Below are 20,409 nucleotides of genomic sequence, written 5' to 3' on the forward strand. Positions count from 1 at the left end.
ACGCGACATCTCCCTCGGCCGGAGGGAGTCTTTCCCAAAGGGGCGAGCCCTTGGCAAAGAGGTTTTGTTTCTCATAGACGCATGGCGTTTTCTATAGACTTTACGGACTGCCAAAGCTCTCACTTTGGGAGAGGTGGCATCGCGTTAGCGATGACGGAGAGGGCAAGCCAGTTGACAAGAAAGGGAAAACCTTATGATACAATGGCTCAAGAAACATTGGGAAGTGCTCAGCTACCTGATCTTTGGGGTGCTGACCACCCTGCTCAATATCCTGCTGTACGCGCTGTTCAACCGGCTGTTCGGCTATACCGCCGCCAACAGCTGGGGCAATGTGCTGGATAACATCCTCTGCATCCTGTTTGCCTACGCCACCAACCGGGCGTTCGTGTTCCGCAGCAAAACGCGGGGCAGGGAGCAGGCAAAAGAGTTTACAGCCTTTGTCTCCTGCCGCCTGGGCACGCTGCTGCTGGACGCCGCCATCATGCTGGTTTTGGGCAACCTGCTGGCGGCCCAGGGCGCGGCGCTGATGGACAGCCTCATGAGCGGCCTGCTGACCCATGCGTTCCACTGGTTTGGCCCGGACACGACGGTGCAGATGGCTTCGAGCTATCTGGGCACGCCTCCGGGCATCTCGGATGGTTCCGCGGCCATTGCCATCATCGGCGGTGCCGACGGCCCCACGGCCATTTTTGTCACCAGCCGCATGGAGGCGCAGGAGCTGTGGGGGCTGTGCGTCAAGGTATTTTCCAATGTGATCGTTGTGGTGCTGAACTATCTGTTCAGCAAACGCATTATTTTTAAAAAGTAAAGCTTCCGGTCATCGTTGCGGAATGCAGGCATTTGTGTTTTGATTTGTACGAAAACCTCTCAGGCCGCGCCTGGGCGCGTCCAGCTCCCCTGCTAAGGGGAGCCAAGACAGAGGAAGCCTCCCGGCAGATGTGCAGACCAGAGCGCAGCGATGACGGGGAGGTTTTGCACATTATTTTCAGGAGGTACGGTATTATGAAACGTGGTTTGAAAGGCTTTGCATTCCTGGTTTCCGGCCTGGTGCTGGGCATCATTGGTGCTACAGCGTCGGTAACGGCCATTGCACTCAGCGCGGTGGGCATGGCAAAAGTACGCCGTGCCAACAAAAATTGAGTTTAGGAGGAAAGAGCATGACCCGTGAAGAGATCTTGTCCCATGTGGACCATACCCTGCTGAAACCCGAGGCTACCTGGCCCCAGATCCAGACCCTCTGTGATGAGGCCATTGCCAACCACACTGCTTCTGTCTGCATCAACACCTGCTACGTCAAGCAGGCGGTGGAGTACATGGCAGGCCGCATCCCCGTGTGCTGCGTCGTCGGCTTCCCCCTGGGCGCCATGGATACCAAGTCCAAGGCATTTGAGGCGAAGACTGCCATTGAGAACGGTGCCGCCGAGGTGGACATGGTCATCAACATCGGCCGCCTGAAGAACAAAGAATACGATGCTGTCCGCGAGGACATCCGCGCGGTGAAAGAGGCTGTGGGCGATAAGATCCTCAAGGTCATCATTGAGACCTGCCTGCTGACCGACGCAGAGAAAGAAAAGATGTGCGACATCGTCTGCGAGGCCGGTGCGGACTACATCAAGACCAGCACCGGTTTCTCCACCGCGGGTGCCAACTTCCATGATGTGGAGCTGATGGTCAAGGGCGTGCGTGGCCGCTGCAAGGTCAAGGCTGCCGGCGGCATCTCCACCGTGGACGACATGGAGAAATTCCTGGCTTTGGGCGCGGACCGTCTGGGCACTTCCCGCGCCGTGAAGATCCTGAACGGCGAGCAGGCCAAGGGCTACTAAGGATCTATTTGCAAGGGAACCGGCAAAGGGCACAGCTTCGGCTGTGCCCTTTTCTGCGTTTTTCCCTGTACGGGAGGGGATTTTGCATCAATTCCAGAAAAATGCTGAAATAAGTGCGACTTTCTCTTGACAATCTGACGCAGGGATGATAGAATACCACACGAAACAACTGAATACCGACTTATCAAGAGCGGCTGAGGGGACAGGCCCTGTGAAGCCCGACAACCTGTGTGTATCACACATAAGGTGCCAAATCCTGCGGGAAACCGAAAGATAAGAGTGCAAACGCTCAGAACTTCGGTTCTGAGCGTTTTTATTTGCGCAAACCTTGAAGTCTGTGTAGGAAGCTGTAGAAGAATATCCACAACGCTACGCTATGGAGGAAAATTTTATGGCAAAGCATCATCTGTTTACTTCCGAGTCCGTTACCGAGGGACATCCCGACAAGATCTGCGATCAGATCTCCGATGCCATCCTCGACGAGATCCTGACCCACGACCCCGAGGCCCGCGTGGCCTGCGAGACCTGTGCCTCTACCGGCATGGTCCACATCATGGGCGAGATCACCACCAACTGCTATGTCGATTTCCAGAAGATCGTCCGCGAGGTCGTGGCCGATATCGGCTACACCCGCGCCAAGTTCGGCTTTGACGCCGACACCTGCGCCGTCATCTCCAATGTGGACGGCCAGAGCCCCGATATCGCCCTCGGCACCAACGATGAGGTCGGCGGTGCAGGCGACCAGGGTATGATGTTTGGCTATGCCTGCGATGAGACCCCGGAGCTGATGCCCATGCCCATCAGCCTGGCCCACAAGCTGGCCAAGAAGCTGACCGAGGTGCGCAAGAGCGGCGAGCTGGATTACCTCCGCCCGGACGGCAAGAGCCAGGTCACCGTGGAGTATATCGACGGCAAGCCCGCCCGTGTGGACGCCGTGGTCATCTCCAGCCAGCACAGCGAGGCCGTGCCTATGGAGCAGCTGCGCGCGGATATCATGGAAAAGGTCATCAAGGCTACCATCCCGGCCGAGCTGCTGGATGAGAACACCAAGTATTATATCAACCCCACCGGCCGCTTTGTTGTGGGCGGTCCCCAGGGCGATACCGGTCTGACCGGCCGTAAGATCATCGTGGATACCTACGGCGGCTATGCACGCCACGGCGGCGGCGCGTTCTCCGGCAAGGACCCCAGCAAGGTGGACCGCAGCGCCGCTTATGCGACCCGCTGGGTGGCTAAGAACATCGTGGCTGCCGGCCTGGCCAAGCAGTGCGAGGTGCAGGTGGCTTACGCCATCGGCGTGGCAAAGCCCGTCTCCATCATGGTGGATACCTTTGGCACCGGCACGGTAGAGGACGAGAAGATCGAGCAGGCTGTGGAAAAGGTGTTTGACCTGACCCCCGCCGCCATCATCCGTGATCTCGACCTGCGCAAGCCCATCTACCGCAAGCTGGCCGCCTACGGCCACATGGGCCGCGAGGACCTGGGCGTGAAGTGGGAGAACACCGACCGCGTGGAAGAACTCAAGGCTGCCGTGGCTGCCCTGTAAGTTTGTTGCAAAGAGCGATGCACATTTGTGCATCGCTTTTTTGCATAAAAGTATGCCTTTTGTAAAAAACTCACAGAGTACGTCTCAAAAAGGAAAAACAGCTGTGCAAGGCGCAGAAAATGCGGGTTGGATGCAAGTTTCTGGTGTCGAAAGAGGGAATTTGTGATAAAATAAAACTGGATGTGCACTTTAACACCTGAACACTGATTTTTGACAAAGGAATATTAAGGAGTGTAACTATGTCTGCCATCAACCCTAAGGACTGTTTTCTGCAGACGAAGGTCGCTGACCTGCGCCTGATCTGCTGCCCCGGTGCCGAGGAGCTTACCAGCCTCATCGACAACCATCTGGTGCGCTGGGCCAACGAAGCTGGCATTGATAAGGAGACGTTCATCATCCCCGCCGAGTGCCCCCGTTTCCAGAGCGGCGACGCAAAGGGCCTCGTCAAGGAGTCTGTGCGCGGCGATGATATCTACATTGTCGTGGACCCGGGCAACTACAGCGTCACCTATAATCTGTTCGGCTATGAGAACCATCTCTCCCCGGATGACCATTTTGCAAACCTCAAGCGTCTCATCCAGGCTGTGGCAGGCAAGGCACACCGCGTGTCCGTCATCATGCCCAGCCTGTACGGCGGCCGTCAGCACCGCCGTGTGGTCCGCGAGAGCCTGGACTGCGCCGTGGCCCTGCAGGAGCTGCAGGCCATGGGCGTGAAGAACATCATCACCTTTGATGCACACGACCCCCGCCTGATGAACGCCGTGCCTCTGATGAGCTTCGACAACGCCATGCCCACCTATCAGGTACTGAAGAACCTGCTCAAGAAGAACCCCGATATCTCCTTTGATAAGGAAAAGTTCATCGTGGTCAGTCCGGACGAGGGCGCTATGAACCGCAATATGTACTTCTCCAGCGTGCTGGGCTGCAACCTGGGCATGTTCTATAAGCGCCGCGATTATACCCGCGTCGTCAACGGCCGCAACCCCATCGTGGCCCATGAGTATCTGGGCGATTCCGTGGAGGGCAAGACCGTCTTCATCGCCGATGATATCATTGCTTCCGGCGAGAGCATGCTGGAGGTTGCCAGCAACCTGAAGGCCCGCGGCGCAAAGCGGATCATCGCGGATGCAACGTTCCCGCTCTTCACCAGCGGCCTGGATAAGTTCGACAAGGCTGTGGAAGAGGGCACCCTGGACTATGTCGTCGGTACCAACCTGACCTACCGCAAGCCGGAGCTGCTGAACCGTGACTGGTACGTCGATGTCGATGTTTCCAAGTACGCGGCATACTTCATTGTGGCTCTGAACCACGATATGTCCGTTTCCAGCATCATCGACCCCATCAAGAAGATCGAGGCCCTGCTGGCAAACCGCAAGTAAGCGTTTTTCCCAAAAGCATTTCCTGCCGTACAGCCCTGTGCTGTGCGGCAGTTTTTGCGTGGGCCGGTTTTCTTTTGGCTGGGAGTATGGTATACTGTCAGGGTAATCGAGCAAGGTAGGAGCAGCAAACGTATGAAAGCAACCATCGTCATCCCCAACATCAACGGCAAAGGCTGGCTGAAAGATTCCATTGAGTCGGTCTACGCCCAGACCGAGCAGGACTTTGAGCTCATCGTGGTGGACAACGGCTCCACGGACGAAAGCCTGGAGCAGGCCCGCGGCTACTGTACCCGGCCCAACTTCACCCTGATTGAAAACGGGTACAACACGGGCTTTTCCCATGCCGTCAATCAGGGCATTGCCCGGGCCCGGAGCGAGTTTGTGGTGCTCTTCAACAATGATGCCTTTGCCGAGCCCCGGTGGCTGGCAGAACTGATCCGCACGGCGGAGCAGGACCCGAAGATCTTCGCGGTGCAGAGCCTGATGATCCGCCACTTTGACCGGGAACTGGCCGACGACGCAGGCGATTACGTCACCTGGATGGGGTTTGCCTGCAAGACAGGCGATGGCCGCAGAGCCAGCCGCTACACCAGACAGAAGCGCATCTTTTCGGCCTGCGGCGGCGCGGCGCTCTACCGCAAGAGCATTCTGGACGAGATCGGCGGCTTTGACGAGAACTTCTTTGCCTACTTTGAGGATGTGGACCTGAGCTGGCGGGCCAACAATGCAGGCTACAAAAACGTGCTCTGCCCCACGGCCAAGTGCTACCACATCTGCGGCGCCAGCACCGGCGCGGTGAAGTACAACGCGTTCAAGAGCCAGCAGAGCGGCCGGAACAGCATCCTGCTCCCGCTCAAGAACGAGCCGCTCCTCATGCTGATTTTAAACTTCCTGCCGCTGGCACTGGGCTATCTGCTCAAGTGCTACAAGTTCCACAAGCAGGGGTTTGGCGAGGCCTGGGACAAGGGGATGCAGGAGGCATTCGACCTGCTCAAGGCCGGGAAGCTGGGCAAGCGCCCGTTCCGTTGGCGCGACCTGCCCCATTATATCCTGATGGAGCTCTGGATGATCTGGAACATGGTGCCCTACCTGTGGTACCGGCTGGTCATCGTCCGGTTTGACCTGAAATAACAGAGCAAATGCAAAATCTCCCCCGGCGATGAAACGTCGAGGGAGATTTTTTGTTGAGGATCTTAAAATTTGAAGGCGGATGCTGTCAATGGCGGCCAGCTCTTCGGCGGTAGGGGATGGTTCGATCGCGTTCCGGAGATGCCTGATACATGGAAAATGGCCTCCTTGATCAGCCAATGATCTCGTACTGGAAGTATTCGCATTTGATCTTGCTGCCTACCTCGATTTCCGGCGGCAGCAGGGCCAGCGCCACGGGGTTCAGTTCGTCGCTTTCAATGTCGGTGCGGCGGAGGTTGACGTAATCGCCGTCAAAGCTGACGACTTCATAATACCAAGGACCCATCGTAAAAACTCCTTTCTGATCCTGCAATTCAGCTCCCCTGGCAGGGGAGCTCCGCGACACGCCCGCATCTGCGGGATGGAGCGGTGAGAGGTTTCATTGATTATCCGGGTCATCCTTGTGCTCATGCTTCCAGTGGTAGTAAGGCCCAAGGATACAGACCGAAGAAAGCACCAGAACGGCGAAGAGGAACGAAGTGGCGCGCTGCATCTTTGTTAAAAAGACGTAAGAAAACTCACACACCGCGAGGATGAGCTCCAGCACGCCGACCCAGCGCTGCCAGATCTCCCGCTCTTTGGACTTCATGCGAGACGAGTATCCCCAGGTGATTTTGCGTTTGCAGACATCACAGACGCCCAGGACAAGCAGCAGGGCTCCCAGTGCAATGCTGAAGATCGGGTAATACATACATAGCGCTCCTTTCTGTCTTGAAAAATCCGGGATTTTACAGCCCCATCATACCATAGCCGCCGCGCGCACACAAGAACGAAATTTCATCCGAAAGAGGGAAGCAAAAAATACACGCAATGCGTGTAACGGCTCTTGTGGATTTTGAAAAAATATGATATACTATTTTCTACTGATGCGCCATCGCCAAGCGGTAAGGCAGGGGACTTTGACTCCCCCATCGTAGGTTCGACTCCTGCTGGCGCAACTGAAAAGCCGCCCGTGTGCTGTTACGCACCGGGCGGCTTTTTGCTGTCTTTTTTCGATTTTCAGTGCCGCCGGATCTTCTTCGGCGCATTTCTCCCGTGCCACGCGTTGAGCAGCAGCCAGAGGCCGTAAATGGCGGCGGAGAGGATGCTGAGGGCGATGACCACTTTCAGGTAGAGGCTGTGCAGGAACTCCTGGAATTTGTCCACGGTGAAGAGGACGGCGTTCCGGTTCACATCCTGCCCGGCCACAAGATTGACCACGCCGATGGTCTCACCGGCCAGCTTGAGCTCCACGGTGCCTACTACATCGCCCTGCTGGATGGGAGCACAGACGTAGTCCGGCAGGTGGAAATATTTCTGGGTGACGGAGCCGTCGCTGGAGGAGGGCAGCAGGGTCATCATGTTGTCATCGGGGTAAAGCTGCAGGGTGTCGGTGTCCGAGGAATACTTGACCGGAATTTCGGCCAAGGCTAAATCGGTGTCCAGCGCGGCCTGGATGGAAAAGCTGTCAAACACCCAGTCGATGAGGTGGACGGTCTCATACAGGGCCGGGCGGCGGTTGGCATAGCCGTAATCGTCGCAGGTGTCCGGGCTCTGCATGATGCAGAAAATATAGGTGGAGCCATTTTTGTTGGCCCAGGAGACGTAGCTCTGGTTGCCGTTGTCGTTTTTGTAGGCCATCACATCGCACATGCCGCCCTGCATGGCGCTGCGGTAGAATTTGCCGCCGCTGGTCTTGTTCAGGGCCACGTTCTGGCTCAGCAGAACAAAGGATTTGGCGTGTTTTTCCTTGGCGGGCATCGTGAACGTGGGAGCGAGGAAATTTCCACAAAGGCATCAAAGCTCATGAGATACCGCAGGATGAGGTACATATCCACGGCGGTGGTCACGTTGCCGCTGTCCAGGCCGCAGGCGTCCGTCCAGGTGCTGTTGGTGGTGCCAATGCGCTGGGAGAGGGTGTTCATCTGGCTCACCCAGCCGGCTAAATCGCCGCCGGAGAGGGAATAGGCCAGGCCCATGGCGGCCTCGTTGGCGTTGCGGGTGACCATGGCATAGATGGCCTCCCGGTAGGTGAACGTTTCGTTGGAGCGCATGTCGGCGTTGTCCGTGTTGTGGACGTAGTCCGAGATGGCAAACGGCATCTGGAACGTGTTGTCCAGCTGGTCGGCGTAGTTGGTCAGCAGCAGGGCAATGGTCATATATTTGGTCAGGCCCCCGGCGGACACCTGTTTCTGGCTGTCTTTTTCGTAGACGATGATGTTGGTGTCAGTGTTGACGACATAGGCGCTCTGGGCCTTGACGTCATAGACAGGGCTGGGGTCGAACATGGCGCTGGCTGTCACGCTCAGGCAGCTGAACAGGACAGCAAACGACAGAAAGAGTGCAAAAATACGTTTCATGTGGACAATTCCTTTAAAAAGCGATATCATATAAAAAGCCGGGGCGGCGGTGCTGCGCCCGGAGAAATGAGCAAAAAACAAAGCCGAACGGCTTCATACTTTATAATAACAGGTTTGCCGGGGTGTGACAAGGCTTTTGCAGTTGTTTCACAAAACGGCAGGGAGGAAATGGATGGTATATCTCACAGGTGATACGCATGGCGAGCTGGACCGCTTCAAGCACGGCAAGCTCCGCTGGCTGGGCAAGCGGGACGTGGTGCTGGTGCTGGGCGATTTCGGGTTTGTGTGGGACGGCAGCAAGGCGGAACAGAAAAAGCTGGACTGGCTGCGCAAGCGCCCCTACACCCTGCTGTTTCTGGACGGCTCCCACGAAAACTATGACCTGCTGGCCCAGTACCCCACGGTGGAACTGTTTGGCGGCAAAGTGCAGGCACTGGGCGGCAATGTGTATCATGTCTGCCGGGGCAGCGTGCTGGAGCTGGAGGGCAAAAAATACCTCTGCTTTGGCGGGGCGGAAAGTCCGGACAAAGATGACCGGGAAGCCGGTGTGAACTGGTGGCCTCAGGAGATGCCCTCCGACGAAGAATATGCCGCCTGCGAGGCGAACCTGGAAGCAAACAGCTGGCAGGTAGATTATGTGCTGACCCACGACGCCCCAAGCAGGTTCCTGGATTTTTCCGCTCTGGCCTCCGGCGAGAGCAACCGCCTGCATCTCTTCCTTGATAAAATTCTCCTCAAGCTGACCTATACCAAGTGGTTCTTCGGCTGCTACCACAAGGACGTGCAGCTCTCCACCAAAAGCCGCTGCGTCTTCTGCGACGTGGTCTGCATGGGGGAGCGGCACGCGAAATTTTCAAGGCATCCATAAAGCAAAACGGACGGGCCCGGCGGCTCGTCCGTTGCTTTTTATACCGGTTCAATTCATTGCCCCGGCTTTCTCAAACATCTGCTGCACCTGAGCGGCCAGCAGGGCGTGGTCCGGGTGTTCCAGCAGCGGGTCTTCGGCCAGCAGGGCCACCGCTTCGCTCTGGGCGGCGTGGAGGGTGCGGGTGTCGTTCATCAGGTCGGCGATCTGCAGGGTGGGCAGGCCGTGCTGGCGGCTGCCGAAGAAATCGCCGGGGCCGCGGGTCTCCAGATCGTACTGGGCCACCGCGAAACCGTCCGAGGTGGAGCAGAGGAACTTGAGCCGCTTCTGGACATTTTCGCTGGTGTTGTCGCTGACAAGGAAGCACCAGCTCTCGGCCGCGCCGCGGCCCACCCGGCCCCGCAGCTGGTGCAGGGCGCTCAGGCCATACCGCTCGGCGTTTTCAATGACCATGACCGTGGCGTTGGGCACATCCACGCCCACCTCGATGACCGTGGTGGAGACGAGGGCGTCCAGCCGCCCGGCCTTGAAATCCTCCATGACGGCGGCTTTCTCCTTGGGCTTGAGCTTGCCGTGCATCAGGCCCACCCGCCGCTCGGGCAGCAGGGCCTTGGCAATGTCCTCATAATAGCGTTTGACGGCGTTCAGCCCGCCGTCCGGCGTTTCCTCGATGGCGGGGCAGACGAGATACACCTGCCGCCCGGCGTCGATCTCCCGGTCCAAAAAGCCGTACAGCGCTTCCCGCTTTTTGCCGGTGATGCACCGGGTCTTGACCGGCTTGCGGCCCGGCGGAAGCTCATCCAGAATGGAGATGTCCAGGTCGCCGTAGATCAGCAGGCCCAGCGTGCGGGGGATGGGGGTAGCGCTCATGACCAGCAGGTGGGGGTTCTCGGCCTTTTCGGCCAGCATCCCCCGCTGGCGCACCCCGAAGCGGTGCTGCTCGTCCACCACGGCCAGGCCCAGCCGGGCAAATTCCACGCCCTCGCTGAGGATGGCGTGGGTGCCGACGATTAAATCGGCCTCGTCGTCCCGGATGGCGGCCAGCGTGGCGCGGCGGGCGGCGGCTTTCATCCCGCCGGTCAGTAGGGCCACTCGCATCCCAAAGGGGGAGAGCAGGCGGTTGAGGTTCTCCGCGTGCTGGGAGGCCAGAATTTCCGTCGGAGCCAGCAGAGCGGCTTGATACCCGCTGCGGATACAGGCCCAGATGGCGGCGGCGGCCACCAGTGTTTTACCGCTGCCCACGTCTCCCTGCAGCAGGCGGTTCATGGAAGTCTCGCCCGCCATGTCGGTTAAAATTTCCTCCACGGCCCGGCGCTGGGCACCGGTGGGGGAGAATGGCAGCAAGGCCCAGAACGGTTCCGGGTCCATCTTTTGCATGGGGGCACCGGTGCGGGCGGCACCCCGGTTCTTCATCCGGCCAATGCCCAGCTGCAGCACCAGCAGCTCTTCGTAGATGAGCCGCCGCCGCGCCGCAAAGGCCTCTTCCTCGCTGGCCGGGCAGTGGATGGCCCGGACGGCCTCCGCCTTGGAGAGCAGGCGGTACTTTTGCAGCATTTCCGGCGGGAGCGGGTCGGGCAGGAGCTCTGCATGGGGGAGGAGCTGGCGGACGCATTTGGCAATGACCCCGCTGGAAAGCCCCTCCGTCTGGGGGTAAACGGCCTCAAAGGGGATGCTCTCCACCTGTGCATCGGTGCGCACCTGCGGGTTGACCATCTGGCGGCGGAGCATCCCGCCCGTGACGATGCCCTGAAAATAATACTCCCGCCCGAGTTCCAGCTTCTGGGCGGCGTAGGGGTTGTTGAACCAGGTGATCTCCAGACTGGAAACATCGTCCCCGGCGGTGATCCGCTCCATCCGCCGCCCACCTGGCAGGACGCGCCCGCCGGGCTTGGCGAATACCTCCGCCTTGACGACACACTCGGTGTCCAGCGGGGCGGTGGCAATGGTGTAGGGCTTGGAAAAATCCAAATACCGGCGCGGGTAGTGGCAAAGCAGATCGGCCAGGGTCACGATGCCCAGTTTTTCAAACCGCTCGGCCGTTTTGGGCCCGACGCCCTTGAGGTAGCGCACCGGGGTATCCGGGGTAAGGGTGGTGTGAGTCTCGGCAGCCACGGGGCCACCTCCTTTCGCTTGCATTTATTATAGCACAAAGAATGCCGCAAAAACAAAAAAATCCCGGAAGCCGCGGCTTCCGGGAATCTTTTGGAGGTGACGACCAGATTTGAACTGGTGGATGAGGGTTTTGCAGACCCTTGCCTTACCACTTGGCCACGTCACCATATTTGGAGTGATGATTACCACTCCATTTGGAGCGGCCGACGAGGCTCGAACTCGCTACCTCCACCTTGGCAAGGTGGCGCTCTACCAGATGAGCTACGGCCGCATATTCGGTGCATTTACCCTTGCACCCGTCATTTCTGACGCCCTGAAACATGTTCAAAGTAGGTAGAAGCTTTCGCCTCAAATGTGGCGACCCGGATCGGGCTCGAACCGACGACCCCCAGCGTGACAGGCTGGTGCTCTAACCAACTGAGCTACCGGGCCATATTGGAGCAACTGTTGCTGCTCCGTTATGGAGCGGCCGACGAGGCTCGAACTCGCTACCTCCACCTTGGCAAGGTGGCGCTCTACCAGATGAGCTACGGCCGCATATAAGATGAAAGGAAATAATTCATTTCATCTTAAAGGTGGTGCCTCCGATCGGAATCGAACCAATGACACGGGGATTTTCAGTCCCCTGCTCTACCGACTGAGCTACAGAGGCGCACCGGACGATGACTATTATACCCGAAATTCCGGATTTGTAAAGAGGAAATTCCAAATTTTTTTGAAAAAAATCAGACTTTTCTTGAAAAATGCGTGAAGACGATGAATAATAAGAGAGGAAATTTGCGCTTTGGGCCGCCGGTGCAGGGAGCAAAATGCGACAAAAGCCAAAATTGACTTTCTTTACAACCTATGGTTTAATAAGAATTGAAAGACAATTCGGCCTGCAGGCGCTGTGCTGCCGGGCCGGGAGGGTAATATGGCGAAAAAACAAGAATACGGCAATGAAAGCATTACTTCCTTAAAAGGCGCCGACCGTGTCCGCAAGCGGCCGGCTGTTATTTTTGGCTCGGACGGCGTGGAGGGCTGCGCCCACTCCATTTTTGAGATCGTCTCCAACTCCATCGATGAGGCCCGCGACGGCCACGGCGACACCATCAATGTCACCCGCTGCAAGGACGGCAGCGTGATCGTGGAGGACTTTGGCCGCGGCATGCCCGTGGACTGGAACAACGGCGAGGGCCGCTACAACTGGGAGCTGCTCTTCTGTGAGATGTACGCAGGCGGCAAGTACGGCGAGGGCGAGGACAACTACGAGTTCAGCCTGGGCCTCAACGGCCTGGGCCTGTGCGCTACCCAGTACGCTTCTGCCTGGATGACGGCGGACATCTACCGGGACGGCTATCATTATCATCTGGACTTTAAAAAGGGCGAAAATGTGGGCGGCCTGCAGAAAGAACCCTACAAGGGACGCCGTACCGGCAGCATCATCCACTGGAAACCGGACGACGAGGTCTTTACCGACATCGACGTGCCCGGCAGCTACTATAAGGATGTGCTCCGGCGGCAGGCGGTGGTCAATGCAGGGCTCACCCTCAATTTCACCGATGAAAAAGAAAAAGACCCCGCCACGGGCAAGGCCTGGAAAGAGAGCTGGTGCTACGCCCACGGCATCGCGGACTATGTGGCCGAAGTAGCCGGGGAGGACAGCCTGACCCCCGTGTACAGCTGCGAGAGCGAGGCCTCCGGCCGGGACCGGGAGGACCAGCCGGATTACAAAGTCAAGATGAGCGCGGCGTTCTGCTTCTCTAATAAGGTGCAGATGCTGGAGTACTACCACAACTCCTCCTGGCTGGAGCACGGCGGCAGCCCGGAACACGCGGTCCGCACCGCGTTCGTCTACCAGATCAACAAGTATCTGAAAGAGAAGAACCTCTATAAAAAAGGCGAGAGCGCCATCAGCTTTCAGGACGTGCAGGACTGCCTGGTCTATGTCTCGTCCAGCTTCTCCACCCGCACCAGCTACGAGAACCAGACCAAAAAGGCCATCACCAACAAATTCGTCTCTCAGGCCATGACGGACTTCCTCAAGCACTATCTGGAAGTTTACTTCCTCGAAAAACCGGAGGAAGCTCAGAAGATCTGCCAGCAGGTGCTGGTGAACAAGCAGAGCCGCGAGCACGCCGAGAAGACCCGCCAGAGCATCAAAAAGACGCTGACCACCCAGATCGACCTGGCCAACCGGGTGCAGAAATTTGTGGACTGCCGCACCAAGGACGCCTCCCGCCGGGAGCTCTACATCGTCGAGGGCGATTCCGCTATGGGCGCTGTCAAGCAGAGCCGCGACAGTGAGTATCAGGCCATCATGCCCATCCGCGGCAAAATTCTGAACTGCCTCAAGGCTGATTATGCCCGCATCTTCAAATCGGACGTCATTGTGGACCTCATCAAGGTCATGGGCTGCGGCGTGGAGCTGGGCGGCAAGCACAACAAGGAGCTGGCGACATTCAATCTGGACAACCTCCGCTTCAATAAGATCGTCATCTGTACCGATGCCGACGTGGACGGCTACCAGATCCGCACCCTGGTGCTCACCATGCTCTACCGGCTGACGCCTACCCTCATCAACGAGGGATACGTCTATATCGCGGAGTCGCCGCTGTATGAGATCAACACCAAGGATCACACCTACTTTGCCTACACCGAGCCGGAAAAGGCGACATTCCTGGAGGAGATCGGCGACAAAAAGTACACCATCCAGCGCTCCAAAGGTCTGGGCGAAAACGACCCCGAGATGATGTGGCTGACCACCATGAACCCCGAGAGCCGCCGCCTCATCAAGGTGCTGCCCACCGATGTGGAAGAGACGGCCCGGGTGTTCGACCTGCTGCTGGGCGATAACCTGGCCGGCCGCAAGGAGCATATCGCGGCCCACGGCGCGGAGTATCTGGACGATCTGGATGTGAGCTGAAAATAAAACTCTCCGTCATCGCGGACGCGATGCCACCTCCCTATGAAAAGGGGAGGCAAGTCAACGGCATCATCCAGATGCAATTTCCCGAAAACGCAGCCGTCCTCTTGGCTCTCCTTTGTAGGAGAGCTGTCGAACGAAGTGAGACTGAGAGGTTTGGCTCGATGACTTTAGAATAGAGGAAATTATGCCAAGAAAATCTTCAAAAAAAGTAGCAAAGCCCGTCCGCCCGCAGCTGGGCGAGGGCGTTGAAATTTTAAACGCGGGCAGCGTGCTGGAAGACCCCATCACCCGCACGCTGGAGACCAACTACATGCCCTACGCCATGAGCGTCATCGTCTCCCGCGCCCTGCCGGAGATCGACGGCTTCAAGCCGGCGCACCGCAAGCTGCTCTACACGATGTACGGGATGGGCCTGCTCAAGGGGGCCCGCACCAAGTCCGCCAACATCGTGGGCAGCACCATGCACCTGAACCCCCACGGCGACGCCGCCATCTATGACACGATGGTCCGCATGGGCCGGGGCAACGAGAGCCTGCTGGTCCCCTTTGTGGACAGCAAGGGCAACTTCGGCAAGGCCTACAGCCGGGATATGTCCTGCGCGGCGGCCCGTTACACCGAGGCCAAGCTCGAAAATGTCTGTGAAGAGCTGTTCCGGGACATCGACAAAGAAACCGTTGATTTCGTTCCCAACTACGATGGCTCCACCACGGAGCCTACGCTGCTGCCGGTCACGTTCCCGACCATTCTGGCCAACAACACGCTGGGCATCGCCGTCGGCATGGCCTGCAACATCTGCTCGTTCAATCTGGCGGAGCTGTGTGCCACTACCATCGCCTGATGAAAGACGCCAAGCATGACATCGCCACCACGATGCCCGCCCCGGATTTTGTAGGCGGCGGCCAGATCATCTATGATGAAGCCAGATGCGGGAAATTTACGAGAAAGGCCGCGGCAGTGTCCGGGTCCGGGCCAAGTACAACGTAGTGCCCGGCGAGAACATGCTGGAGATCACCCAGATCCCGCCCACCACCACGGTGGAAGCCATCATGGATAAAATCTCGGAGCTGGTCAAGGCGGGCAAGCTGAAAGAGATCAGCGACATGCGCGACGAGACCGACCTGAACGGCCTGAAGCTGACGCTGGACCTCAAGCGGGGCGTGGACGCGGACAAGCTGATGGCAAAGCTGTTCAAGGCCACCCCGCTGGAAGACAGCTTCAGCGCCAACTTCAACATTCTGGTCTCCGGCCAGCCCAGAGTCATGGGCGTGCGGGAAATTTTGCAGGAGTGGACGGCGTTCCGGATGGAGTGCGTCCGCCGCCGCACCTACTACGACCTCCACGGCAAAGAAAAGCGGCTCCACCTGCTGCAGGGCCTTGCCGCCATCCTGCTGGACATCGACAAGGCCATCCACATCATCCGCACCACGGAAGAAGAGACGGAAGTGGTCCCCAACCTGATGATCGGCTTTGGCATCGACGAGGTGCAGGCGGACTATGTGGCCGAGATCAAGCTCCGCCACCTGAATCGTGAGTATATCCTCAAGCGAACCAGCGAGATCGAGCAGCTGGAAAAGGACATCGCGGACCTGAACGACGTGCTGGCAAAGCCCGCCCGCATCCGCCGCATCATCATCAACGAGCTGAACGAGGTGGCCAAGAAGTACGGCCAGCCCCGCCGCAGCGAAATTCTCTACGACCTGCCCGAGGAGGAGAACGGTGCAGAGGAAGAGACCGTGCCGGATTACCCCGTCACCGTCTTCTTTACCCGCGATGGCTATCTCAAGAAGATCCCGCCCCAGAGCCTGCGCACCGCCGGTGCCCACAAGCTGAAAGAGGGCGATGAGATCATCCAGCAGGTGGAGACCCGCAACAACATGGAATCGCTCTTCTTCACGGACAAGCAGCAGGTGTACAAAGTGCGTCTGGCCGAGCTGGAGGATGGCAAGGTGGCCCAGATGGGCATTTACCTGCCGGGCGTCTGGGCATGGACGAGGGGGAAAACATCCTCGCCATGGTCATTACCGGCGATTACGCGGGCTATATGTACTTCTTCTTTGCCAACGGCAAGTGCGCGAAAATTCCCCTCAGCTCTTACGCCACCAAGCAGAACCGCCGCAAGCTGCTCAAGGCATACAGCGATAAGGAAGAGCTCTCGCTGATGCTCTACCTGCCCGAGGAGACGGAGCTGGCCATCCGCACCAGCGCCAGCCGGATGCTGCTGGTGGGCACGGCGCAGATCCCGGCCAAGACCACCCGCGACAGCCAGGGCGTGGCCGTCGTCACTTTGAAAAAGAACCAGCGCATTGCCTCCGTCGTCCCGGCGGACACGCTGGAGCTGACCAACCCTCACCGCTACCGCGTCCGCAGCCTGCCCGCCACGGGTGCTCTGATCCGCGCCGAAGACGAGGGAGAGCAGATGAGCCTGCTGTAAAGAACTCCCCCAGTCGCCTGTGGCGCCAGATTCCCCCTTTTGTCACCTGCGGTGACATCTTCCCCCGGCGCGGGGGAAGTCGGCCTCTGAGATGGGGCCTTTGGCATGGTGGCAAAGCTTCTGGTTGAATTGCAAAGTGTCCGGTTTCGCCAGAGGCTCCCTCTCCGAGGGAGCTGGCACGGCGTAAGCTGTGACTGAGGGAGTTCAAGCAGTAGCGGAGACAAGTTTAAATCGTTTATCCTGAAAAGAGGAAGCTATAATGCAAAATATCGACCTGATTTGTGTCGGCAAGCTGAACGCGAAATATTTTGCGGAGGGGGTGGCCGAGTATCAGAAGCGGCTGGCAGCCTTTGCAAATTTCCGGATCATTGAGCTGCCGGAAGAGAAGATCGAGGAGAAAAACGCCTCCGATGCCGTCGTGAAAAAGGCGCTGGAAAAAGAGGGTAAAGCCATCCTGAGCAGTGTCCGGAAAGGCGCTTCCATCGTGGCGCTCTGCATTGAGGGAAAACAGATCTCCTCCGAAGAGCTGGCGCAGTTCCTGGCGGACCGCGCAAACAGCGGGGCGGGGGACGTGGCGTTCGTGATCGGCTCCTCCCACGGCCTGGCGGACGAGGTCAAGCGGGCCGCAGCCCTGAAATTCAGCATGGGGCGGATCACCATGCCCCACCAGCTGGCCCGCCTGGTGCTGACGGAACAGATCTACCGTGCCTGCACCATCAATGCCGGCATGAAATATCATAAGTAAAGTGGAAGAGGGCCGCGGATGCGGCCCTCTTCCACTTTACAAGAAGGAAAAAACATGGTACAGTAAGAATACGCGGCAGTGGGGAAAGCTGCCCGAAACAACACACACGACACGGCAAGCCAGCCGCGGACGGAAAGGATGTTATAACAATGGAACAGAGCGAAAAGACCCTTGATATGATCGTCAATCTCTGCAAGAACCGTGGTTATGTTTTCCCCGGTTCTGAGATCTACGGCGGTCTGGCCAACAGCTGGGATTACGGCCCCCTGGGCGTTGAGTTCAAGAACAACGTCAAGAAAGCATGGCTGAAGAAGTTTGTGCAGGAGAGTCCCTACAATGTCGGCCTGGACGCTGCCATTATCATGAACCCCCAGACCTGGGTGACCACCGGCCACGTTTCCAGCTTCTCGGACCCCCTGCTGGACTGCCGCGCCTGCAAGGCACGCCACCGCGCCGATAAGCTCATTGGCGAGGAGCACCCGGAGGTCAACGTCGATGCCATGAGCTTCGACGAGATGGACCAGTTCATTGCAGAGCATGAGGACATCGTCTGCCCCGTCTGCGGCAAGCACGATTTCACCCCCATCCGTAAGTTCAACCTGATGTTCAAGACGGCCATCGGCGTCACCGAGGACAGCTCTTCCACCTGCTATCTCCGCCCCGAGACGGCACAGGGCATCTTTGTCAACTTTGCCAACATCCAGCGCACCACCCGCCGCAAGCTGCCGTTCGGCGTCTGCCAGGTGGGCAAGGCATTCCGCAACGAGATCACCCCGGGCAACTTTACGTTCCGCACCCGCGAGTTTGAGCAGATGGAGTGCGAGTTCTTCTGCAAGCCCGGCACCGATCTGGACTGGTTTGCTTACTGGAAAGACTACTGCGAGAACTGGCTGCTGAGCCTGGGCATCAAGAAAGAGCACCTGCGCCTGCGTGACCACGAGCCCGCGGAGCTGGCATTCTACAGCCGCGCTACCACCGATATCGAGTATGCGTTCCCGTTCACCGACTGGGGCGAGCTGTGGGGCATTGCAGACCGTACCAACTACGATCTGACCCGCCATCAGGAGGCTTCCGGCAAGAGCCTGGAGTACTTCGACAGCGAGACCAACGAGCACTATATCCCCTACGTCATCGAGCCTTCTCTGGGCTGTGACCGTGTGCGCTGGCATTCCTGTGCGAGGCCTACGATGAGGAGCACCTGACCGACAGCAAGGGCAAGGAGGATATCCGCACCGTGCTGCATCTGCATCCGGCTCTGGCTCCCTACAAGTGTGCTGTGCTGCCCCTGAGCAAGAAGCTGGGCGACAAGGCCATGGAGATCCGCAACGAGCTGAGCAAGTACTTCATGGTGGACTACGACGATACCGGTTCCATCGGCAAGCGTTACCGCCGTGAGGATGAGATCGGCACCCCGTACTGCATCACCGTGGACTTTGACACCGTGGGCGACGAGGCCAAGGGCATCACTGCGGACAACTGCGTCACCGTCCGTGACCGCGACACCATGGAGCAGGTCCGTATGCCCATCGCTGAGCTGAAGAGCTACATCGAGAGCAAGATCGAGTTCTAAAAGACGATTGTTCCGGAGCCGTTCCCGCACAAAAGGGAGCGGCTCTTTTATGTTTGGGTTGTGGACATTTCCGCCCCAAACGGGTATACTGAAACAAAATAAACACGGTTTACACCGCAGGAGGAACCTTTCGTGGAAAACTTTAACGAACTTCTGAAAAAATATGCCGATTTTATCGTCCGGGTGGGTGTGAATCCCCAGCCGGGCCAGACCCTCATCATCCGCTGCCCGCTGGAGGCCGCCCCGCTGGCCCGCCTGTGCGTGCGCAGCGCCTATGAGGCCGGTGCCCGGGACGTGCAGGTGGATTGGAGCGACAACGCTGTTTCCCGCACCCGGATGGAGCTGGGCAGCGAGGAAGCCCTGAGCGACTTCAAACCTTACCAGCTGCGCCGCTATCTCGACTACGCCGAGAGCGAGTGCGGCGTCTGCATCCTGCATCTCCTCGCGGATGATCCGGAGGTCTATGCCGGGTTGGACGGGGCCAAGATCAGCCGGGTGAATGCGGCCAACCGCAAATATATGGCTCCGTGGCGTGAGTACACCATGAACGACCGGGTGCAGTGGTCCATTGCCGCCATGCCCAGTGCTCCCTGGGCCAAAAAGATGTTCCCGGAGCTGGACGAGGCAGCCGCCATCGAGAAGCTGTGGCAGCTCATCTTTGACGTCTGCCGTGTGACGAACGGCGACCCCGTCAACGAGTGGAAAGCACATCTGGACCGCCTGACCACTCTGGGCGAGAAAATGAACGCCTTCGACCTCGAAAGCGTCCACTTCCAGAGCAGCAACGGCACGGACCTGACCGTGGGCATTGCCGACAAGGCCCTCTGGGAGAGTGCCGGCAGCAAGAACGAAAAAGGCGTGTTCTTCCTGCCCAACATCCCCACCGAAGAGGTCTTCACGGCACCCCACAAGGAGAAGGTCAACGGCATCGTCTACGGCACCAAGCCCTACGTCTTTAACGGCCAGCTCATCAAGGGCTTCCATGTGACGTTCAAAGACGGCAAGGTGGTGGAGCACGGGGCCGAGGAGGGCGCGGAGCTGCTGGGCCAGCTCCTGAGCACCGATGAGGGAGCCTGCCACATTGGCGAGGTGGCGCTGGTGCCTGCTTCCAGCCCCATCAACCGGAGCGGCGCGCTCTTCTACAATACTCTGTTCGATGAGAACGCCGCCTGCCACATTGCGTTCGGCGCCAGCTATCCCGGCACCACCCGGAACGGCACGACTCTTTCCAAGGAAGAGCTGCTGGCCCGCGGCATGAACCAGTCTTCCATCCACGAGGACGTCATGATCGGTGCGGAGGACAGCAAGATCACCGGCAAGTGCCGCGATGGCCGCACCGTGACCCTGTTTGAGAACGGTGTCTGGGTTTTGTAAGGCCTGCCCTTGGCCGCAGGGCCCGGCTGCTTTCGATAAAACATAAAACCTGCCCGGCCTGCCAAGGGCTCCCCTGCTAGGAAAGACTCGCCCCGGCGGGGAGGTGGCACACAAGTGTCGAAAGGGGGG

15 protein-coding genes, 6 tRNA genes, 2 pseudogenes and 1 riboswitch are annotated in these 20,409 nt (G+C 58.5%); of the genes and pseudogenes, 13 read left to right on the top strand and 10 right to left on the bottom strand.

From position 1 onward, the window contains the following. Positions 1-193 precede the first annotated feature (193 nt). From DXA70_RS12375 to DXA70_RS12395, 6 genes are all read left to right on the top strand, one after another. The gene (locus DXA70_RS12375; RefSeq protein ID WP_128118650.1) at positions 194-808 is read left to right on the top strand and encodes a GtrA family protein; all 615 of its coding nucleotides are present in this window, start codon (positions 194-196) and stop codon (positions 806-808) included. 194 nt (positions 809-1,002) lie between these two features. Then, complete coding sequence (locus DXA70_RS13825) at positions 1,003-1,140, top strand: hypothetical protein (protein ID WP_022257488.1); 138 nt, start codon at positions 1,003-1,005, stop codon at positions 1,138-1,140. A gap of 17 nt (positions 1,141-1,157) precedes the next feature. Then, complete coding sequence (deoC, locus tag DXA70_RS12380) at positions 1,158-1,823, top strand: deoxyribose-phosphate aldolase (RefSeq protein ID WP_128118651.1); 666 nt, start codon at positions 1,158-1,160, stop codon at positions 1,821-1,823. A 178-nt stretch (positions 1,824-2,001) separates the two neighbouring features. Continuing rightward, a riboswitch (SAM riboswitch) is annotated at positions 2,002-2,103 on the top strand. A gap of 111 nt (positions 2,104-2,214) precedes the next feature. Then, a complete protein-coding gene (gene metK, locus DXA70_RS12385; protein WP_128118652.1) occupies positions 2,215-3,369 on the top strand; it encodes a methionine adenosyltransferase in 1,155 nt (384 codons plus the stop codon). A gap of 239 nt (positions 3,370-3,608) precedes the next feature. Beyond that, positions 3,609-4,748, top strand: a complete 1,140-nt coding sequence (locus DXA70_RS12390) for a ribose-phosphate pyrophosphokinase (protein WP_128118653.1) — start codon at positions 3,609-3,611, stop codon at positions 4,746-4,748. A gap of 132 nt (positions 4,749-4,880) precedes the next feature. Then, the gene (locus DXA70_RS12395; protein ID WP_128118654.1) at positions 4,881-5,879 is read left to right on the top strand and encodes a glycosyltransferase family 2 protein; all 999 of its coding nucleotides are present in this window, start codon (positions 4,881-4,883) and stop codon (positions 5,877-5,879) included. A 169-nt stretch (positions 5,880-6,048) separates the two neighbouring features. Here DXA70_RS12395 and DXA70_RS12400 read toward each other — a convergent pair whose 3' ends face one another. After that, positions 6,049-6,222 carry a hypothetical protein gene (locus DXA70_RS12400; RefSeq protein WP_022256039.1) on the bottom strand — a complete coding sequence of 58 codons (174 nt, stop codon included), beginning with the start codon at positions 6,220-6,222 and terminating at the stop codon, positions 6,049-6,051. Positions 6,223-6,315: 93 nt separating this feature from the next. Then, complete coding sequence (locus tag DXA70_RS12405) at positions 6,316-6,627, bottom strand: hypothetical protein (protein ID WP_128118655.1); 312 nt, start codon at positions 6,625-6,627, stop codon at positions 6,316-6,318. A 176-nt stretch (positions 6,628-6,803) separates the two neighbouring features. Here DXA70_RS12405 and DXA70_RS12410 point away from each other — a divergent pair. Further along, positions 6,804-6,874: transfer RNA gene (locus tag DXA70_RS12410), tRNA-Gln, on the top strand. Positions 6,875-6,935: 61 nt separating this feature from the next. Here DXA70_RS12410 and DXA70_RS14840 read toward each other — a convergent pair. Together DXA70_RS14840 and DXA70_RS14845 are read right to left on the bottom strand one after the other, a co-directional pair. Further along, positions 6,936-7,676, bottom strand: coding sequence for a hypothetical protein (locus DXA70_RS14840; RefSeq protein WP_243001387.1), 741 nt, complete (start codon positions 7,674-7,676; stop codon positions 6,936-6,938). Then, on the bottom strand, positions 7,634-8,275 hold the full coding sequence (locus DXA70_RS14845; protein ID WP_243001388.1) for a hypothetical protein: 642 nt from the start codon (positions 8,273-8,275) through the stop codon (positions 7,634-7,636). Before DXA70_RS14845 ends, DXA70_RS14840 begins: the two co-directional genes overlap by 43 nt. Positions 8,276-8,447: 172 nt before the next feature. Here DXA70_RS14845 and DXA70_RS12420 point away from each other — a divergent pair, with 172 nt between their 5' ends. Continuing rightward, positions 8,448-9,143, top strand: a complete 696-nt coding sequence (locus DXA70_RS12420; protein ID WP_112115067.1) for a metallophosphoesterase — start codon at positions 8,448-8,450, stop codon at positions 9,141-9,143. 48 nt (positions 9,144-9,191) lie between these two features. On the opposite strand, the gene recG is transcribed toward DXA70_RS12420, so the two are convergent. The 6 genes from recG to DXA70_RS12450 all read right to left on the bottom strand — a co-directional run bounded on the left by recG (position 9,192) and on the right by DXA70_RS12450 (position 11,904). Then, complete coding sequence (gene recG / locus DXA70_RS12425) at positions 9,192-11,252, bottom strand: ATP-dependent DNA helicase RecG (protein WP_128118656.1); 2,061 nt, start codon at positions 11,250-11,252, stop codon at positions 9,192-9,194. A gap of 91 nt (positions 11,253-11,343) precedes the next feature. After that, a tRNA-Cys gene (locus DXA70_RS12430) sits at positions 11,344-11,418 on the bottom strand. Between the two features lie 29 nt (positions 11,419-11,447). Then, positions 11,448-11,523, bottom strand: a tRNA-Gly gene (locus DXA70_RS12435). A gap of 84 nt (positions 11,524-11,607) precedes the next feature. Then, positions 11,608-11,684: transfer RNA gene (locus tag DXA70_RS12440), tRNA-Asp, on the bottom strand. 29 nt (positions 11,685-11,713) lie between these two features. Next, positions 11,714-11,789: transfer RNA gene (locus DXA70_RS12445), tRNA-Gly, on the bottom strand. Positions 11,790-11,828: 39 nt separating this feature from the next. Then, positions 11,829-11,904: transfer RNA gene (locus tag DXA70_RS12450), tRNA-Phe, on the bottom strand. Between the two features lie 261 nt (positions 11,905-12,165). Here DXA70_RS12450 and DXA70_RS12455 point away from each other — a divergent pair. The 5 genes and pseudogenes from DXA70_RS12455 (at position 12,166) to DXA70_RS12475 (ending at position 20,280) form a co-directional block, all read left to right on the top strand. Continuing rightward, on the top strand, positions 12,166-14,157 hold the full coding sequence (locus DXA70_RS12455; protein ID WP_128118657.1) for a toprim domain-containing protein: 1,992 nt from the start codon (positions 12,166-12,168) through the stop codon (positions 14,155-14,157). A gap of 187 nt (positions 14,158-14,344) precedes the next feature. Then, positions 14,345-16,591, top strand: a pseudogene (locus tag DXA70_RS12460) (DNA gyrase subunit A). Between the two features lie 259 nt (positions 16,592-16,850). Further along, positions 16,851-17,336, top strand: coding sequence for a 23S rRNA (pseudouridine(1915)-N(3))-methyltransferase RlmH (rlmH, locus tag DXA70_RS12465; RefSeq protein WP_128118658.1), 486 nt, complete (start codon positions 16,851-16,853; stop codon positions 17,334-17,336). Positions 17,337-17,485: 149 nt separating this feature from the next. Beyond that, positions 17,486-18,906: pseudogene (locus DXA70_RS12470) on the top strand (glycine--tRNA ligase). A 132-nt stretch (positions 18,907-19,038) separates the two neighbouring features. After that, positions 19,039-20,280 carry an aminopeptidase gene (locus DXA70_RS12475; protein WP_128118659.1) on the top strand — a complete coding sequence of 414 codons (1,242 nt, stop codon included), beginning with the start codon at positions 19,039-19,041 and terminating at the stop codon, positions 20,278-20,280. Positions 20,281-20,409: the final 129 nt, after the last annotated feature.

The organism is Faecalibacterium sp. OF04-11AC, from assembly GCF_003460645.1.
Lineage (GTDB): Bacteria > Bacillota > Clostridia > Oscillospirales > Ruminococcaceae > Faecalibacterium > Faecalibacterium prausnitzii_I.

What these genes read in the sequence shown, in the direction of transcription:
- DXA70_RS12375 (WP_128118650.1), top strand. Translation starts at nt 194, where the DNA reads ATGATACAATGGCTCAAGAAACATTGGGAAGTGCTCAGCTACCTGATC.
- DXA70_RS13825 (WP_022257488.1), top strand. Translation starts at nt 1,003, where the DNA reads ATGAAACGTGGTTTGAAAGGCTTTGCATTCCTGGTTTCCGGCCTGGTG.
- deoC (WP_128118651.1), top strand. Translation starts at nt 1,158, where the DNA reads ATGACCCGTGAAGAGATCTTGTCCCATGTGGACCATACCCTGCTGAAA.
- metK (WP_128118652.1), top strand. Translation starts at nt 2,215, where the DNA reads ATGGCAAAGCATCATCTGTTTACTTCCGAGTCCGTTACCGAGGGACAT.
- DXA70_RS12390 (WP_128118653.1), top strand. Translation starts at nt 3,609, where the DNA reads ATGTCTGCCATCAACCCTAAGGACTGTTTTCTGCAGACGAAGGTCGCT.
- DXA70_RS12395 (WP_128118654.1), top strand. Translation starts at nt 4,881, where the DNA reads ATGAAAGCAACCATCGTCATCCCCAACATCAACGGCAAAGGCTGGCTG.
- DXA70_RS12400 (WP_022256039.1), bottom strand. Translation starts at nt 6,222, where the DNA reads ATGGGTCCTTGGTATTATGAAGTCGTCAGCTTTGACGGCGATTACGTC.
- DXA70_RS12405 (WP_128118655.1), bottom strand. Translation starts at nt 6,627, where the DNA reads ATGTATTACCCGATCTTCAGCATTGCACTGGGAGCCCTGCTGCTTGTC.
- DXA70_RS14840 (WP_243001387.1), bottom strand. Translation starts at nt 7,676, where the DNA reads ATGCCCGCCAAGGAAAAACACGCCAAATCCTTTGTTCTGCTGAGCCAG.
- DXA70_RS14845 (WP_243001388.1), bottom strand. Translation starts at nt 8,275, where the DNA reads ATGAAACGTATTTTTGCACTCTTTCTGTCGTTTGCTGTCCTGTTCAGC.
- DXA70_RS12420 (WP_112115067.1), top strand. Translation starts at nt 8,448, where the DNA reads ATGGTATATCTCACAGGTGATACGCATGGCGAGCTGGACCGCTTCAAG.
- DXA70_RS12455 (WP_128118657.1), top strand. Translation starts at nt 12,166, where the DNA reads ATGGCGAAAAAACAAGAATACGGCAATGAAAGCATTACTTCCTTAAAA.
- rlmH (WP_128118658.1), top strand. Translation starts at nt 16,851, where the DNA reads ATGCAAAATATCGACCTGATTTGTGTCGGCAAGCTGAACGCGAAATAT.